The organism is Streptomyces sp. NPDC058052 (assembly GCF_042885515.1).
GTDB lineage: Bacteria > Actinomycetota > Actinomycetes > Streptomycetales > Streptomycetaceae > Streptomyces.
The window spans coordinates 51108-64848 of the sequence record NZ_JBHVRX010000040.1 but is presented as its reverse complement, the minus strand read 5'-3'; the positions used below and the strand labels follow the sequence as shown (position 1 = coordinate 64848).

Annotated in this window: 14 protein-coding genes; 7 read left to right on the top strand and 7 right to left on the bottom strand. The window is 72.2% G+C overall.

The annotated features are described in order from the left end of the window. Positions 1 to 143 precede the first annotated feature (143 nt). On the bottom strand, positions 144 to 1724 hold the full coding sequence (locus tag ACFVU3_RS35300) for a methylmalonyl-CoA mutase (protein WP_390072860.1): 1581 nt from the start codon (positions 1722 to 1724) through the stop codon (positions 144 to 146). Between the two features lie 202 nt (positions 1725 to 1926). Here ACFVU3_RS35300 and ACFVU3_RS35295 point away from each other — a divergent pair, with 202 nt between their 5' ends. Then, positions 1927 to 2808 (top strand): L,D-transpeptidase family protein, encoded by an 882-nt coding sequence (locus ACFVU3_RS35295; RefSeq protein ID WP_390072859.1) that lies wholly within the window; start codon positions 1927 to 1929, stop codon positions 2806 to 2808. 178 nt (positions 2809 to 2986) lie between these two features. On the opposite strand, the gene ACFVU3_RS35290 is transcribed toward ACFVU3_RS35295, so the two are convergent. Both ACFVU3_RS35290 and ACFVU3_RS35285 read right to left on the bottom strand, forming a co-directional pair. Then, positions 2987 to 4114 (bottom strand): hypothetical protein, encoded by a 1128-nt coding sequence (locus ACFVU3_RS35290; RefSeq protein WP_390072858.1) that lies wholly within the window; start codon positions 4112 to 4114, stop codon positions 2987 to 2989. Next, positions 4114 to 4809 carry an RNA polymerase sigma factor gene (locus tag ACFVU3_RS35285; protein WP_390072857.1) on the bottom strand — a complete coding sequence of 232 codons (696 nt, stop codon included), beginning with the start codon at positions 4807 to 4809 and terminating at the stop codon, positions 4114 to 4116. The genes ACFVU3_RS35290 and ACFVU3_RS35285 overlap by 1 nt, the downstream gene beginning before the upstream one ends. A gap of 423 nt (positions 4810 to 5232) precedes the next feature. On the opposite strand from ACFVU3_RS35285, the gene ACFVU3_RS35280 reads away from it, so the two are divergent. After that, the gene (locus ACFVU3_RS35280) at positions 5233 to 5973 is read left to right on the top strand and encodes a Clp protease N-terminal domain-containing protein (RefSeq protein WP_390072856.1); all 741 of its coding nucleotides are present in this window, start codon (positions 5233 to 5235) and stop codon (positions 5971 to 5973) included. A gap of 3 nt (positions 5974 to 5976) precedes the next feature. Here ACFVU3_RS35280 and ACFVU3_RS35275 read toward each other — a convergent pair whose 3' ends face one another. Beyond that, entirely contained in the window at positions 5977 to 6507 is a 531-nt protein-coding gene (locus ACFVU3_RS35275; RefSeq protein WP_390072855.1) for a hypothetical protein, read from the bottom strand. 153 nt (positions 6508 to 6660) lie between these two features. Then, positions 6661 to 8295, bottom strand: a complete 1635-nt coding sequence (locus tag ACFVU3_RS35270; RefSeq protein ID WP_390072854.1) for a glycoside hydrolase family 20 protein — start codon at positions 8293 to 8295, stop codon at positions 6661 to 6663. Positions 8296 to 8456: 161 nt separating this feature from the next. On the opposite strand from ACFVU3_RS35270, the gene ACFVU3_RS35265 reads away from it, so the two are divergent. The 5 genes from ACFVU3_RS35265 to ACFVU3_RS35245 all read left to right on the top strand — a co-directional run bounded on the left by ACFVU3_RS35265 (position 8457) and on the right by ACFVU3_RS35245 (position 12664). After that, the gene (locus ACFVU3_RS35265; protein WP_390072853.1) at positions 8457 to 9071 is read left to right on the top strand and encodes a 2-oxo-4-hydroxy-4-carboxy-5-ureidoimidazoline decarboxylase; all 615 of its coding nucleotides are present in this window, start codon (positions 8457 to 8459) and stop codon (positions 9069 to 9071) included. Positions 9072 to 9264: 193 nt separating this feature from the next. Further along, a complete protein-coding gene (sdhC, locus tag ACFVU3_RS35260) occupies positions 9265 to 9645 on the top strand; it encodes a succinate dehydrogenase, cytochrome b556 subunit (RefSeq protein WP_078623754.1) in 381 nt (126 codons plus the stop codon). An 8-nt stretch (positions 9646 to 9653) separates the two neighbouring features. Next, the gene (locus ACFVU3_RS35255) at positions 9654 to 10127 is read left to right on the top strand and encodes a succinate dehydrogenase hydrophobic membrane anchor subunit (protein WP_390072852.1); all 474 of its coding nucleotides are present in this window, start codon (positions 9654 to 9656) and stop codon (positions 10125 to 10127) included. 24 nt (positions 10128 to 10151) lie between these two features. Beyond that, positions 10152 to 11906 (top strand): succinate dehydrogenase flavoprotein subunit, encoded by a 1755-nt coding sequence (gene sdhA, locus ACFVU3_RS35250; protein WP_390072851.1) that lies wholly within the window; start codon positions 10152 to 10154, stop codon positions 11904 to 11906. Then, a complete protein-coding gene (locus ACFVU3_RS35245; protein ID WP_390072850.1) occupies positions 11906 to 12664 on the top strand; it encodes a succinate dehydrogenase iron-sulfur subunit in 759 nt (252 codons plus the stop codon). The genes sdhA and ACFVU3_RS35245 overlap by 1 nt, the downstream gene beginning before the upstream one ends. A 78-nt stretch (positions 12665 to 12742) precedes the next feature. Here ACFVU3_RS35245 and ACFVU3_RS35240 read toward each other — a convergent pair whose 3' ends face one another. Together ACFVU3_RS35240 and ACFVU3_RS35235 are read right to left on the bottom strand one after the other, a co-directional pair. After that, complete coding sequence (locus ACFVU3_RS35240) at positions 12743 to 13039, bottom strand: hypothetical protein (protein WP_390072849.1); 297 nt, start codon at positions 13037 to 13039, stop codon at positions 12743 to 12745. Between the two features lie 112 nt (positions 13040 to 13151). After that, entirely contained in the window at positions 13152 to 13691 is a 540-nt protein-coding gene (locus ACFVU3_RS35235) for a MarR family winged helix-turn-helix transcriptional regulator (protein ID WP_390072848.1), read from the bottom strand. Positions 13692 to 13741 lie beyond the last annotated feature (50 nt).

Here is a 13741-nt window from a genome sequence, read left to right as displayed (position 1 = left end):
TTTTGGTGCGTTGTGGGGCACCCCCCCGGTCGGGGGTTGTTGGGACCGGGGGGGGGGTGTGGGGTTGTTTTCTCCCCCCCCCCCGCCCCCGGGGGGGGGGGGGGGGCGGGGGGGGGGCCCGGGCGCCCCTTCCGTACGACGGGTCAGAAGACGTCGCTGGGCACGTAGGTGCCCCACACCTCGCGCAGGGCGTTGCAGACCTCGCCGACGGTGGCGCGGGCCTTGAGGGCGTCCTTCATCGGGTACAGGACGTTCTCCGTGCCCTCGGCGGCCGCCTTCAGCGCGGCGAGCGCCGCGTCGACGGCCGGCTGGTCGCGCTCGGCCCGCAGCTTGGCGAGGCGCTCGGCCTGCTCGGCCTCGATGGCCGGGTCGACGCGGAGCGGCTCGTAGGGCTCCTCGACGTCGATGGTGTAGCGGTTGACGCCGACGACGACCCGCTCGCCGGAGTCGGTCTCCTGCGCGATGCGGTAGGCGGAGCGCTCGATCTCGCTCTTCTGGAAGCCGCGCTCGATGGCGTTGACCGCGCCGCCCAGCTCCTCCACCTTGGCCATCAGCTCCAGGGCCGCGGCCTCCACGTCGTCGGTCATCTTCTCGACGACGTACGACCCGGCGAAGGGGTCCACGGTGGCGGTCACGTCGGTCTCGTAGGCGAGGACCTGCTGGGTGCGCAGCGCCAGGCGGGCGGACTTGTCCGTCGGCAGGGCGATGGCCTCGTCGAAGGAGTTGGTGTGCAGGGACTGCGTGCCGCCGAGCACGGCGGCGAGGCCCTGGACGGCGACGCGGACCAGGTTGACCTCGGGCTGCTGGGCGGTCAGCTGCACACCGGCGGTCTGGGTGTGGAAGCGGAGCATCAGCGACTTGGGGTTCTTGGCGCCGAACTCGTCCTTCATCACGCGGGCCCAGATCCGGCGGGCGGCGCGGAACTTCGCCACCTCCTCCAGGATCGTGGTGCGGGCGACGAAGAAGAACGACAGGCGGGGCGCGAAGTCGTCCACGTCCATGCCGGCCGCGACGGCGGTGCGGACGTACTCGATGCCGTCGGCGAGGGTGAAGGCGATCTCCTGCGCGGGCGACGCCCCCGCCTCGGCCATGTGGTAGCCGGAGATCGAGATCGTGTTCCACTTCGGGATCTCGGCCTTGCAGTACTTGAAGATGTCCGCGATCAGCCGCAGCGAGGGCTTCGGCGGGAAGATGTACGTGCCGCGGGCGATGTACTCCTTCAGCACGTCGTTCTGGATCGTGCCGGTGAGCTTGTCGGCGGGCACGCCCTGCTCCTCGCCGACCAGCTGGTACATGAGCAGCAGCAGGGAGGCGGGGGCGTTGATCGTCATCGACGTGGAGACCTTGTCGAGCGGGATCCCGTCGAACAGGACGCGCATGTCGTCGACCGAGTCGATCGCCACGCCGACCTTGCCGACCTCGCCGCCGGCGATCGCCGCGTCGGAGTCGTGGCCCATCTGGGTGGGCAGGTCGAAGGCGACCGAGAGGCCCATGGTGCCGTTGTCGATGAGCTGCTTGTAACGGGCGTTCGACTCCACCGCGGTGCCGAAGCCGGCGTACTGCCGCATGGTCCACGGGCGGCCCGTGTACATCGACGGGTACACACCGCGGGTGAAGGGGTACGTGCCCGGCTCGCCCAGCTTCCCGGCCGGATCCCAGCCCTCCAGCGCCTCCGGCCCGTACACGGGCTCGATGGGCAGTCCCGACTCCGACTCGCGCGCCATTGCTTGTGCCTCCCGATTGACCTGCTGCCGCTACTCGGCGGTACCGACCCTCGCGACGGACTGTAGCGGCGGGCGTGCGGCCCGGTGGAGAGCAGCACGCTGGGACCTTCCTCACAGCATGAGCGCTTGCCCGCACAGGTGCGCAACCACAGGCGGACGGGAAGCATCCCTATGGGCACAGTTCATTCTTCGGGGGGCAACCATGAAGCGTTCTTCCGCCATACGCAGAGCCGTTCTCGCCGCGGCCGCCGTCGCGCTCGTCACGACCGGCTGTACGGCCCAGGCGGCCGGGTCCGGCGGCGGGTCGCCGAAGCCGCCGGCCACGGCCACGGCGCCCGCGCCGAGCGGTTCCGCCCCGGCCGGCGGGGACGGCAAGCCGTCGTCGCCGGCCCCGTCGTCCTCGGACCCTTCGGCGTCGTCGTCGGCGTCGTCGCCGGCTCCGGCGCCCTCGGCGGCGTTCCTCATGAAGGACGGGGACGAGAGCGAGCAGGTGCGGGAGCTGCAGGCGCGGCTGCGGCAGCTCGACCACTTCGACCGGGCGCCGACCGGTTTCTACGGCACGATCACGGCGAAGGCGGTGACGGGCTTCCAGAAGAAGCGGGGGCTGCCCGGGACGGGTTCGGTGGACGCGACGACGTGGCAGCGGCTGCTCGCCGTGACGAAGAAGCCGACGGCGGACGAGCTGAAGCCGTCCACCACCAACGCGCTGGACACGCCGGACCCGCGCTGCATGACCGGCCGGGTGCTCTGCATCAGCAAGGAGAGCCGGACCCTGGCCTGGATGATCGACGGCCGGGTGGTGTCCTCGATGGACGTGCGCTTCGGCTCGGAGAACACGCCGACCCGCGAGGGCACCTTCGCCGTGGAGTGGAAGGCCAAGGACTGGACGTCGACGATCTACCACACGCCCATGCCGTACTCGATGTTCTTCAGCCGCGGCCAGGCGGTGCACTACTCGTCGGACTTCGCGGCGCGCGGCTACGCCGGGGCCTCGCACGGCTGTGTGAACGTCCGGGACCGGGCGAAGCTCGCGGCCCTCTTCGACCAGGTGAAGGCCGGCGACAAGGTCGTCGTCCACTGGTAGCGGAGGGGGAGGGAAGAAGGGGCGCGGGTGGGACCGGGGGAACGTGTCCCACCCGCGCCGGGTGCGCGGAGCCGTAGGTACGGGGGGAACCCCGGCTCTCTGCGCGGCCGATGACCAGTCGGCTCACTCTGTACTGCGCCGGGCGGTCCGAAAGTGTCACACCCCCGTCTCCGGGGGTTCAGACGGGGCAGAGCGCGAGGGCCCCGGCGGGCGTGCCGGGCACGGTCTCCCGGGCGTCCCCGGCCGGGGCCGGGGCGCCCGTCCGGGGGCCGGTCCCTGTCTTCGCCTTGGCCCTGGGCCGGTCCTTGGGGTCCGGCCTGCCCTGGCCGCGCTTGCGGCTGGAGTCGGCGGGGGTGGGGACGGTGCCGTGCGAGAGGTCGGGCGCGTTCCCGTCCTCGTCCTTGGCGTCGCCGTCGCCCGTGTCCTTGTCCTTGTCCCTGTCACCGTCACCGTCACCGTCGCCGGTGCCGGCGGCGTCGCCCTCGCCGGTGCCGGCGAGGAGCTTGTCGCAGTAGAGGCGCAGGGTCTCGCCGACGCGCAGGGCGTCGGCGAGGCGCTCGCGGCCGGCCGTGTCGAGGCGGCCGGAGCGGTACTCGCGGCAGGCCGTGAGCCGGCCCTCGCGGCTGTCGCCGACGCGGCCGGTGGGGGTGGGAGCGGTCCTGCCGCGGTCGGGACGGTTCTCGCCGGAGGGCGTGACGCCGGGGCGGGGGCTCGTGGTCGCGTGACCGTCCGGCCGGGCGGTGGGACTCGCGCCGGGGGCGGGGGTGCCGTCCGTGCGGCCGGGGTCCGCGCTCCACGAGGGGTCCGGGTGCCGTTCGATCCCGGAGGTCGGCTCGCCCGGGTCGGTCGGCGTGGCGGTCTCGGCGGCGGTGACCGTGCGGGAGGGCTCCTTGTCGACGAGCGGGAGCACTCCGGTCCCGGCGGCGACGGCGACCCCGCCGACGGTGACGGCGGCGAGCGCGGCGGCCAGTCCGTAGCGCAGGGAGCGGCCCCACCGACGGGCCGGGCCGGGGGCGGAGGTGAGCCGCACCCTTCCGAGGTCGGCCGGGGCGGCGGGGGCGGCGGACGCGGCGGCCGGGGCGGCGGCGCGGGCGGCGGTGGCGGTGCGGAAGGCCGCGAGGGCGGCCTCTTCCCCGGCGAGCGGGACGCCGGGGGCGGGGACGGCGGCCGTACGGGCCGCGTCGAGGGCGTCGGCGAGGGCCGCGGCCCGGACACGGGCCGAGGGGTCGGCGGGGTCGACGGGCTCGCCGCGGAGCAGCCGCTCCGCGGCCTCCGGGTCGAGCCACTGGTACCGCTCGTCGGCCATCACATGTCCTTCTGCGTACGCGGACGCCAATGCGTCACACCGCCGGGGGCTATGAACCCCGGGTTCCGGCCGCGCTGGGGTGGCACCCCGTCGAGCGGCGGTCCGCCGTCGGCGGCCTCCTCGCCCGGCTCCGCGCCGGCCGTGCCGTCGACGCCGAGGAGTTCGGCGAGCTTCTTCAGGCCCCGGTGGGCGGCGGTGCGGACGGCGCCGGGGCGCTTGCCGAGGGCCTCCGCGGCGCTCTTGGCGTCGAGGCCGACGACGACGCGCAGGACGACGGCCTCGGCCTGGTCCTGCGGGAGGCGGGCGATGAGGGCGAGGGTGTCGCCGGTGGCGAGGGCCTCCAGGGCCTCGCCCGCGGTGTCGGAGTCGGCGGGCTTGTCGGTCAGTTCGGTCTCGTCGCCGCCGGAGGCGGGCCGGCGGCCGCGCATCCGGAGGTGGTCGAGGGCCCGGTTGCGGGCGATCCTGGCCGCCCAGCCGCGGAACCGGTCCGCGTCGCCGCTGAAGCGGTCGAGGTCACGGGTGATCTGGAGCCAGGACTCCGAGGTGACATCCTCGGCGTCGGCGTCCCCGACCAGCGTGCGCATGTAGCCCAGCAGACGGGGATGCACGGCGCGGTACACAGTCCGGAAGGCTTCCTCGTCCCCGTCCTGCGCAGCGAGCACCGCGGCCGTCAGCTCCGCGTCGTCCCCCAGCACTCCCCAAACCCTGTCCGTCGGTCGCGTTCTGCGCGCGCGCCGGCTCGCCGGCCGCGGAGTCGGGGCTGGTCATCGCCGCCGAGTCCACCTCGCGCTCCAGCACGCTACGTCGACTCCGGGCGTCACGTCCACGCGGTCCGCGCACCTTGTACAACTTGCAACCTTCGCTCCCCCGGCGGGTGGTGTGACAGAAACCGCACCACCGGCGCTGTATGGAGTACGGAGCCGTGCTGCGGCTCCGTGGATGACGACCGGGGCCTCTCCTGTGGGGGGTGGCGGCCCCGGTCGTCTCCCTTTTCCGGGCCGGAGTCCGCCCGTTTCCTCCCCTCTTCATGCGATACGGCACGTCACCCGAAAGAAGTCATCCCTCATGACTGTCAACCACTCGTTGACACCAAGGGAGTGTCAACCTAGGGTTGCCTCATGACGCATCCCGTGGTTCCGAACGTCAGCATCCGTCTCGACGAACTCATCGAAGCGATCAAGAAGGTCCACCCGGACACGCTGGACCAGCTCTCCGGCGCGGTCATCGCGGCGGACTACCTCGGCGAGATCGCCGACCACCTCATCGGCCACTTCGTCGACCAGGCCCGCCGCTCCGGCGCCTCCTGGACCGACATCGGCCGCAGCATGGGCGTGACCCGCCAGGCCGCCCAGAAGCGGTTCGTCCCCAAGGACCCGGACGCCGAGAAGATGGACGCGAACGCCGGGTTCAGCCGCTTCACCCCGCGCGCCCGCGGCGTCGTCGTCGCCGCGCAGAACGAGGCGACCGCCGCGCGCAACGCGGAGACCGTCCCCGGCCACCTCGCGCTCGGGCTGCTCGCCGAGCCCGAGGGCCTCGCCGTCCTGTGGATCAACGCCCAGGGCGTCACCGCCGAGCGGCTGCGCGAGGCCGTGACCCCGACGCTGCCGCCGGCCGCCGAGGAGGTGCCGGCGCTCGTCCCGTACGACGCGGCGGCGAAGAAGGTGCTCGAACTGACCTTCCGCGAGGCCCTGCGCCTCGGGCACAACTACGTCGGCACCGAGCACATCCTGCTCGCCCTCCTGGAGCACGAGGACGGCGAGGGGGTGCTGAGCGGCCTCGGCCTGGACAAGGCGACGGCCGAACGGCAGCTCTCCGAGCTCGTCGCCTCCGCGACGATCGAGGCGCCCGCCGAGGACTGAGCCTCAGGCGGTGCGGGCCCGGCGGGAGACGACCGCGCGCAGCACGCGGCCGCCCTCGACGGAGAGCTCGCGGGCCCGGCGCAGCCCGGTCGGGCCGTGGGCGACCGCGTCGAGAACGGCCAGCTGGCGGCGGAGTTCGCCGGCGTGCAGCGGGCCGTCCTCGTTCACGTCATAGAGGCGGTGCACGGCGAGCGCCACGGTCGAGCACCGCTCGGCCCAGGCGCGCAGGGGTGCCTCGGCCCACTCGGCGGGCACCCCGTCGAGCATCGCGCGCACCATCGTGACGACACCGCCGTCGCCGGCGGCCCCGCCGCCCGCGCCGTCGAGCTCGACCCGGGCCTTGGCGACGGCCTCGGCCCACGTCTCACCGCCCCCGCGCGCCACCGCGGCCCACACCGGCCGCAGCACCTCGGCGCGGTCGGGCGCGAGCAGCGGCAGACAGCGGTCCAGGCAGGCGAGCCCCGCGGCGGCGAGGCCGCGTTCGTCGGCCCCGCCGATCAGTTCCAGCAGACTCCGACCCGTACTCGACGTCATGGACGCCTCCTCGCCACCCGATGCGGACGCTCTACGTCCACTTCTGCGCCGACAGGCGCGATCTCGTCACTTGGAGGCCGAAAGCATGCCAGTGGCCCTGGCGTGCTGCATAGAGGTCGGACGGTGTACGAACAGGAGGGCGAGAACGCCGGCTCAGCCCCGTACCTTCGTCGCCAGCGCCCGGAAGTCGGACCAGGTCCGCGCGGGCTCGCGGGGGTCCCAGACCTTCTGGGAGAGGGCCGCGAGCGGGAGGCGGATGCCGGCGGCGACCTGGTCCTGGGTCTGGGCGTTGGAGAGGTCGCACCAGACGGCGAACCGGGCGCCCTGGATCTGCGCGTCGTAGCGGGCCGGGACCGGGGTGGTGCCGCGGACGACCAGCGGGGTCCACTGCTCGTAGATGCGGCGGCCGGTCGGATAGGTGAACTGGTTGGGCTCGCCGAGCACGTAGTAGAGGTACTCGTCGTTGAGGTTCACCAGCCTGCGGCCCGCCTGGAGGTACGGCAGCGGGGGCCGGGCGCCGTACTCCTTGCCGGTCCAGTACTCGACCTCGATGTCCTTCGCCGCGCTCACCACCCCGCCGGCGAAGAAGCCGTCGTTCCACGCCTTGAGGGTCTTGCCGGTGGGCCGGACGGTGGCGGCGCGGTCGTTGAGCCAGTCGGTGGCCAGGTCCTGGACGCGGCCGGAGGGCCCGTACGCCTCCCGCGCCGCCTTCGCGAGCTGCGGGTAGCTGGCCTCGGGGTCCTTCGCCATCAGGGCCACGTACTCGTCGGCGCCCAGGTGCCAGTAGGCGCCGGGGAAGAGGGCGGTGTACTCGCGCAGCAGGTCGTCGACGATCCGGGCGGAGTCCGGGTCGGAGATGTCGACCGCCCCGCGCGGGGTGCGGCCGGTGGCGCTGACCAGCTGGAGGTCCGGGTGGGCGTCGATGACCGCGCCGAGGTGTCCGGGCGAGTCGATCTCGGGGACGACGGTGACGTGCCGGCTCGCGGCGAGCGCGAGGATCCGGCGGACCTCCGCCTTGGTGAGGTGCTGCTTCGAGACGACCTCGGGGTGCGAGTCCGACTCGATCCGGAAGCCCTGGTCGTCGGAGAAGTGCAGCCCCAGCTGGTTGAGCTTGAGGTCGCCCATCTCCCGGATGCGGTCCTCCAGCCAGTCGGCCGTGAAGTGCTTGCGGGCGATGTCGACGTTGAGCCCGCGCTGCGGCTTGGCCGGCCGGTCGGCGACGGTGCCCTCGGGCATGGTCCCGGCCGACCTGACGGACTGCTTGAGGGTGCGGGTGCCGTAGAAGACGCCGGCCTCGTCGGGGCCCGCGATGCGGACCCGGCCGTCCTTCACGGCGAGCGTGTACGACTCGGGGGCGCCCTGGCCGCCGAGGGCCAGCTCGACGTCGCCGGGGCCGGCCGCGGCCTCGCCGCGGTAGCGCAGGCCCAGCTCCTGGGCGAGCAGCCTGCCCTCGTCGGCGAGGCCCGCGCTCCCGGCGCCGAGGACGACCCCGGCGCGCGGTCCGGGCTTCCAGCCGGGGCCGCGGGCCGGCTCGTGGGAGCGGACGGCGGGGACGGTGCGCGGGGCGGTGGAGAGCGGGTACGTCCTGGTGGGCGTGGGTGTCGGGGTGGCCGTGGGCGTGGGGGACGGCTTCGCGGCCGTGGTCCCGGGAGCCGTGCCGGAAGGGGGTGCCGAGGGAGAGCCCGCGCCGGACGGAGAGCCGGTCGAGCAGGCCGCCACGGTGGTCAGGGCCACCGCGGCCGCCAGGAGTGCCGGGCCGCGCAGGGGGCCCCGTGAGGAGTACCGCATCCCTCGCATCCTCCCGCACCCGGGACCGGCCGGCCAATCGTCCGTGCGGGCATCCACACCCGGAAGAACGGAACCTTCACGTCCATCACACGTTCCTAAACTCTCCCTTCCGGGTGAAATTCGCGCACCCGTCGGACACTTCGCCCGTCCCGTCGATAACGTTGCGTCACGTCCACCCCACTCGTCCCGCCGTCCCGGAGCCCACGCTGACCAGCGACACCCACGCCCCCTGCCACAAGCCGGGTCCGGCGGACGCGCCTGCCATACCCGCCCAGAAGTCCTCCGGCGCCCCGCACGGCCTGCTGCTCCTCAACGCGGCGGCCCCCGCCGAGGCGACCGAGCTGCTGCTCTCCTGCTGCCGCAGCGGCCGCTGGGCCGGGCGGATCGCCGCGCACCGGCCCTACCCCACGGTGGACGCCCTGCTGGCCGCCGCCGAGGAGGCCGGGTACGACCTCACCGGCACCGATCTCGACGAGGCGCTGGCCGCCGAGTCCTCCGCGCCGCCGCACCCGGACGCGCCGCCGGCCGCCCGGACCGCGCTGCGCGCCGCCCACGCCGCGTACGAGAGCCGCTTCGGACACGCGTTCGTGATCAGCCTGGACGGGGTGCGGCCGGGCGAGCGGCTGGACGCCGTCCTGGCCGGGATCCGGTCACGTCTCGGCAACGAACCGGAGGAGGAGCGGGCCGTCGCGGCGGACGAACTGCGCCGGCTCGCCCGCTCCCGACTCGCCTTCGCGCTCGCCCAGGGGCTCACGTTCCGCCGCTCGGACCTGTGATTCTCCCCGGAAAGGGCCGATTCCGCCGCGGACGATAGTCCGTCCGTGCCTGTTTGATCACACTGACGGACCCCGCGCGAGCGAACCGACAAGTCGTCGCTACGATGACCGGGGCCGGTGGACCGTACCCGGCCGGGCCAGACCGACAGAGAAGCCGGCCGGGCCCCGATCCCCGCTCCCGGAGGGTTTTTCCGTGCCGGCTGGAACGCTGTACCGCGGCCGGGAAGGAATGTGGTCCTGGGTGGCTCATCGAGTCACCGGCGTCCTCATCTTCTTCTTCCTGTTCGTACACGTGCTGGACACCGCTCTCGTCCGCGTCTCTCCCGAGGCGTACGACGAGGTCGTCGCGACCTACAAGACGCCGATCGTCGCTCTTCTGGAGTACGGCCTCGTCGCCGCCATCCTCTTCCACGCGCTGAACGGTCTCCGTGTCATCGCCGTGGACTTCTGGTCCAAGGGCCCGCGCTACCAGAAGCAGATGCTCTGGACCGTCGTCGGCATCTGGGTCGTGCTGATGGCCTTCTCGCTGTACCCGATCCTCGGGCACGCCGCACGTGAACTGTTCGGGAGCTGACGCCACGCATGTCTGCTGACACCACTTCCGCGATCGGTCCCGTCGAAGGCGCCGCCTACGACGCGGACAACCCCGCCCCGTACATCGAGGCGCCCCGCAAGCGCACGGGCAAGACCCCGCGCGCGACCCGCGGCAACTTCGAGATGGCCGCCTGGCTCTTCATGCGGCTCTCGGGTGTCGTCCTCGTGGTCCTCGTCCTCGGCCACCTGCTGATCCAGCTCTTCCTGGACGGCGGCGTCTCCAAGATCGGCTTCGCCTTCGTGGCCGGCCGCTGGGCGTCCCCGTTCTGGCAGGTCTGGGACCTCCTGATGCTGTGGCTCGCCATGCTGCACGGCGCCAACGGCCTCCGTACCGTCATCAACGACTACGCGGAGCGCCCCAACACGCGTCTGTGGCTCAAGGGCCTGCTGTACACCGCCACGGTGTTCACCATCCTTCTGGGCACGCTGGTGATCTTCACCTTCGACCCGAACATCCGCTAGGCACGGGGCTGAGGTAACCACGCCATGAAGATCCACAAGTACGACACCGTCATCGTCGGCGCCGGCGGCGCCGGCATGCGCGCCGCCATCGAGGCGACGAAGCGCAGCCGCACCGCCGTGCTGACGAAGCTCTACCCCACCCGCTCCCACACGGGCGCCGCGCAGGGCGGCATGGCCGCCGCGCTGGCCAACGTGGAGGAGGACAACTGGGAGTGGCACACCTTCGACACGGTCAAGGGCGGTGACTACCTGGTCGACCAGGACGCCGCCGAGATCCTGGCGAAGGAGGCCATCGACGCCGTCCTCGACCTGGAGAAGATGGGCCTGCCCTTCGGTCGTACGCCCAACGGCGACATCGACCAGCGCCGGTTCGGCGGTCACTCCCGCAACCACGGCGAGGCCCCGGTCCGCCGCGCCTGCTACTCGGGCGACCGCACCGGCCACATGATCCTCCAGACGCTGTACCAGAACTGCATCAAGGAGGGCGTGGAGTTCTTCAACGAGTTCTACGTCCTGGACCAGCTCATCGTCGAGGTCGACGGCGTCAAGAAGTCCGCCGGCGTCGTCGCGTACGAGCTGGCCACCGGCGAGATCCACATCTTCCAGGCGAAGGCTGTCGTCTACGCCTCCGGCGGCACCGGCAAGTTCTTCAAGGTGACGTCGAACGCCCACACCCTGACCGGTGACGGCCAGGCCGCCTGCTACCGCCGCGGCCTGCCCCTGGAGGACATGGAGTTCTTCCAGTTCCACCCGACGGGCATCTGGCGCATGGGCATCCTGCTGACGGAGGGCGCCCGCGGTGAGGGCGGCATCCTCCGCAACAAGGACGGCGAGCGCTTCATGGAGAAGTACGCGCCGGTCATGAAGGACCTCGCGTCCCGTGACGTCGTCTCCCGCTCCATCTACACGGAGATCCGCGAGGGCCGCGGCTGCGGTCCCGAGGGCGACCACGTCTACCTGGACCTGACGCACCTCCCGCCGGAGCAGCTCGACGCCAAGCTCCCGGACATCACCGAGTTCGCCCGTACGTACCTCGGCATCGAGCCGTACACGGACCCGATCCCGATCCAGCCCACCGCGCACTACGCCATGGGCGGCATCCCGACCAACGTCGAGGGTGAGGTCCTGTCGGACAACACCACCGTCGTCCCGGGCCTGTACGCGGCCGGCGAGGTCGCCTGCGTGTCGGTGCACGGCGCCAACCGCCTCGGCACCAACTCGCTGCTCGACATCAACGTCTTCGGGCGCCGCGCGGGCATCGCCGCCGCCGAGTACTCCCACAAGCACGACTACGTCGAGCTGCCGGAGAACCCGGAGTCGCTGGTCGTCACGCAGATCGAGAACCTGCGCAACTCCACGGGCACCGAGCGGGTCGCCGACGTGCGCCGCGAGCTCCAGGAGACGATGGACGCCAACGTGATGGTGTTCCGCACGGAGCAGACCATCAAGACGGCCGTCGAGAAGATCGCCGAGCTGCGCGAGCGCTACAAGAACGTGTCCATCCAGGACAAGGGCAAGCGCTTCAACACCGACCTCCTGGAGGCCATCGAGCTGGGCAACCTGCTCGAACTGGCCGAGGTCATGGCCGTCTCGGCCCTGGCACGCAAGGAGTCCCGCGGCGGTCACTACCGCGAGGACTACCCGAACCGCGACGACGTCAACTTCATGCGCCACACGATGGCGTACCGCGAGGTCGGCGAGGACGGCTCCGAGACCGTGCGTCTCGACTACAAGCCGGTCGTGACGACCCGCTACCAGCCGATGGAGCGTAAGTACTGATGGCCACCCCCGTTCTGGACAAGGTCGAGGCGGAGTCCGCCGCCTCCCCGTACATCACGGTCACCTTCCGGATCCGCCGCTTCAACCCCGAGGTCTCGGACGCGGTGGTCTGGGAGGACTTCCAGGTCGAGATCGACCCGAAGGAGCGTGTGCTCGACGGTCTCCACAAGATCAAGTGGGACATGGACGGCACGCTCACCTTCCGTCGCTCCTGCGCGCACGGCATCTGCGGTTCCGACGCCATGCGGATCAACGGCAAGAACAGGCTCGCCTGCAAGACGCTGATCAAGGACCTGAACCCCGAGAAGCCGATCACCATCGAGCCCATCAAGGGCCTCACGGTGCTGAAGGACCTCGTGGTCGACATGGAGCCCTTCTTCCAGGCGTACCGCGACGTCATGCCCTTCCTCATCACCAAGGGGAACGAGCCGACCCGCGAGCGCAAGCAGTCCCCCGAGGACCGCGAGCGCTACGACGACACCACCAAGTGCATCCTGTGCGCCGCGTGCACGTCGTCCTGCCCGGTCTTCTGGAACGACGGCCAGTACTTCGGTCCGGCCGCGATCGTCAACGCGCACCGCTTCATCTTCGACTCGCGCGACGAGGGCGGCGAGCAGCGCCTGGAGATCCTGAACGACAAGGACGGCGTGTGGCGCTGCCGCACCACGTTCAACTGCACGGACGCCTGCCCGCGTGGCATCGAGATCACCAAGGCGATCCAGGAAGTGAAGCGCGCGCTGATCACGCGTCGCTTCTGACCTTCCCGCGTGCCTCGAAGGCCCCGTCTCCCCTCCGGGAGGCGGGGCCTTCGCCGTGCCCGGGGCCCGGAGGGGGCGTCAGCCGCCGACCAGCGGGACCAGCTTCAGGAAGACGACCTCGGTGGCCGGGCCGACCGTGACCGTCTCGTCCGGGTCCTCGATCTGACGGTCGCCGACCAGGACCAGGAAGCCGTTGCGGGCGAAGGCGTCCAGGGCGTGGGCGAGCGCGGCCTCGTACCCCTCCGGGCCGGTCTCCAGGGCGACCCGGCGGGCCATCAGCTCGCGCAGCGGCAGGCGCTCCTCGGGCACGGCGAGGGGCGCGGAGGCGGTGCGGGCGCCCAGGGTCGTCTCGTCGACGAAGGTGACTGTTCCCATGACCCCGGAGCGTAGGGCCCGCCACCGACAGCGGGGCGGTCGTGACGGGGGAGGATCGGCCGGCTCCGCGCGGGTCGGGCGGCTCCGCGCGGGTCGGCCGTGCCGGTGCGGGTCAGCCGTGCCAGTGCGGGGCGGCCGGGTCCGCCTCCGCGGCCAGCATCACGCGGCGGAGGAGGTCGTTGAGGGCGGTGCGCTCGGCGGGGGTGAGGACGCCCAGGAGGCGCTCCTCCTCGTGGCCGAGGACGTCCATGGCGCCGAGCCAGGTGGTGCGGCCGGTGTCGGTGAGCTCGACGACGACCCGGCGGCGGTCGGTGGTGGAGGGGGTGCGCCGGACGAGGCCGCGCTTCTCCAGGGCGTCGAGCCGGCCGGTGACCGAGGCGGGGGCCAGGTCGAGGTCCTGGGCCAGTTCGGAGGGGGCGGCGGAGCCGCCGCGGCCGGCCAGCTTGTGCAGGGTGTCGAACTCGTGGCGTTCGAGGTCGAAGTCGATGAGGGACTGTTCGCGGACCCGGCGGAGGTAGACGGAGAGCTTCTTCATCCGGGTGACCGCGCCTTCGACGACGGGGTCGAGCTCGGGCAGGACGGGCTGCCAGCGGGCCACGTGGCCGTCGGTCCAGTCCTGTCGCTGGGGCGCTGCGGGCTCCGGCTGGTTCATGGGGTGATCGTACGTGCGGGGGCCCGGCCCGGACCGGCACCGATATTTCG

Excerpts from the sequence above, each read along its gene's own strand:
- ACFVU3_RS35255 (WP_390072852.1), top strand. The coding sequence starts at position 9,654 with ATGTCTGCTGACACCACTTCCGCGATCGGTCCCGTCGAAGGCGCCGCC.
- ACFVU3_RS35245 (WP_390072850.1), top strand. The coding sequence starts at position 11,906 with ATGGCCACCCCCGTTCTGGACAAGGTCGAGGCGGAGTCCGCCGCCTCC.
- ACFVU3_RS35290 (WP_390072858.1), bottom strand. The coding sequence starts at position 4,114 with ATGGCCGACGAGCGGTACCAGTGGCTCGACCCGGAGGCCGCGGAGCGG.
- ACFVU3_RS35295 (WP_390072859.1), top strand. The coding sequence starts at position 1,927 with ATGAAGCGTTCTTCCGCCATACGCAGAGCCGTTCTCGCCGCGGCCGCC.
- ACFVU3_RS35300 (WP_390072860.1), bottom strand. The coding sequence starts at position 1,724 with ATGGCGCGCGAGTCGGAGTCGGGACTGCCCATCGAGCCCGTGTACGGG.
- ACFVU3_RS35235 (WP_390072848.1), bottom strand. The coding sequence starts at position 13,691 with ATGAACCAGCCGGAGCCCGCAGCGCCCCAGCGACAGGACTGGACCGAC.
- ACFVU3_RS35270 (WP_390072854.1), bottom strand. The coding sequence starts at position 8,295 with ATGCGGTACTCCTCACGGGGCCCCCTGCGCGGCCCGGCACTCCTGGCG.
- ACFVU3_RS35240 (WP_390072849.1), bottom strand. The coding sequence starts at position 13,039 with ATGGGAACAGTCACCTTCGTCGACGAGACGACCCTGGGCGCCCGCACC.
- ACFVU3_RS35275 (WP_390072855.1), bottom strand. The coding sequence starts at position 6,507 with ATGACGTCGAGTACGGGTCGGAGTCTGCTGGAACTGATCGGCGGGGCC.
- sdhA (WP_390072851.1), top strand. The coding sequence starts at position 10,152 with ATGAAGATCCACAAGTACGACACCGTCATCGTCGGCGCCGGCGGCGCC.
- ACFVU3_RS35280 (WP_390072856.1), top strand. The coding sequence starts at position 5,233 with ATGACGCATCCCGTGGTTCCGAACGTCAGCATCCGTCTCGACGAACTC.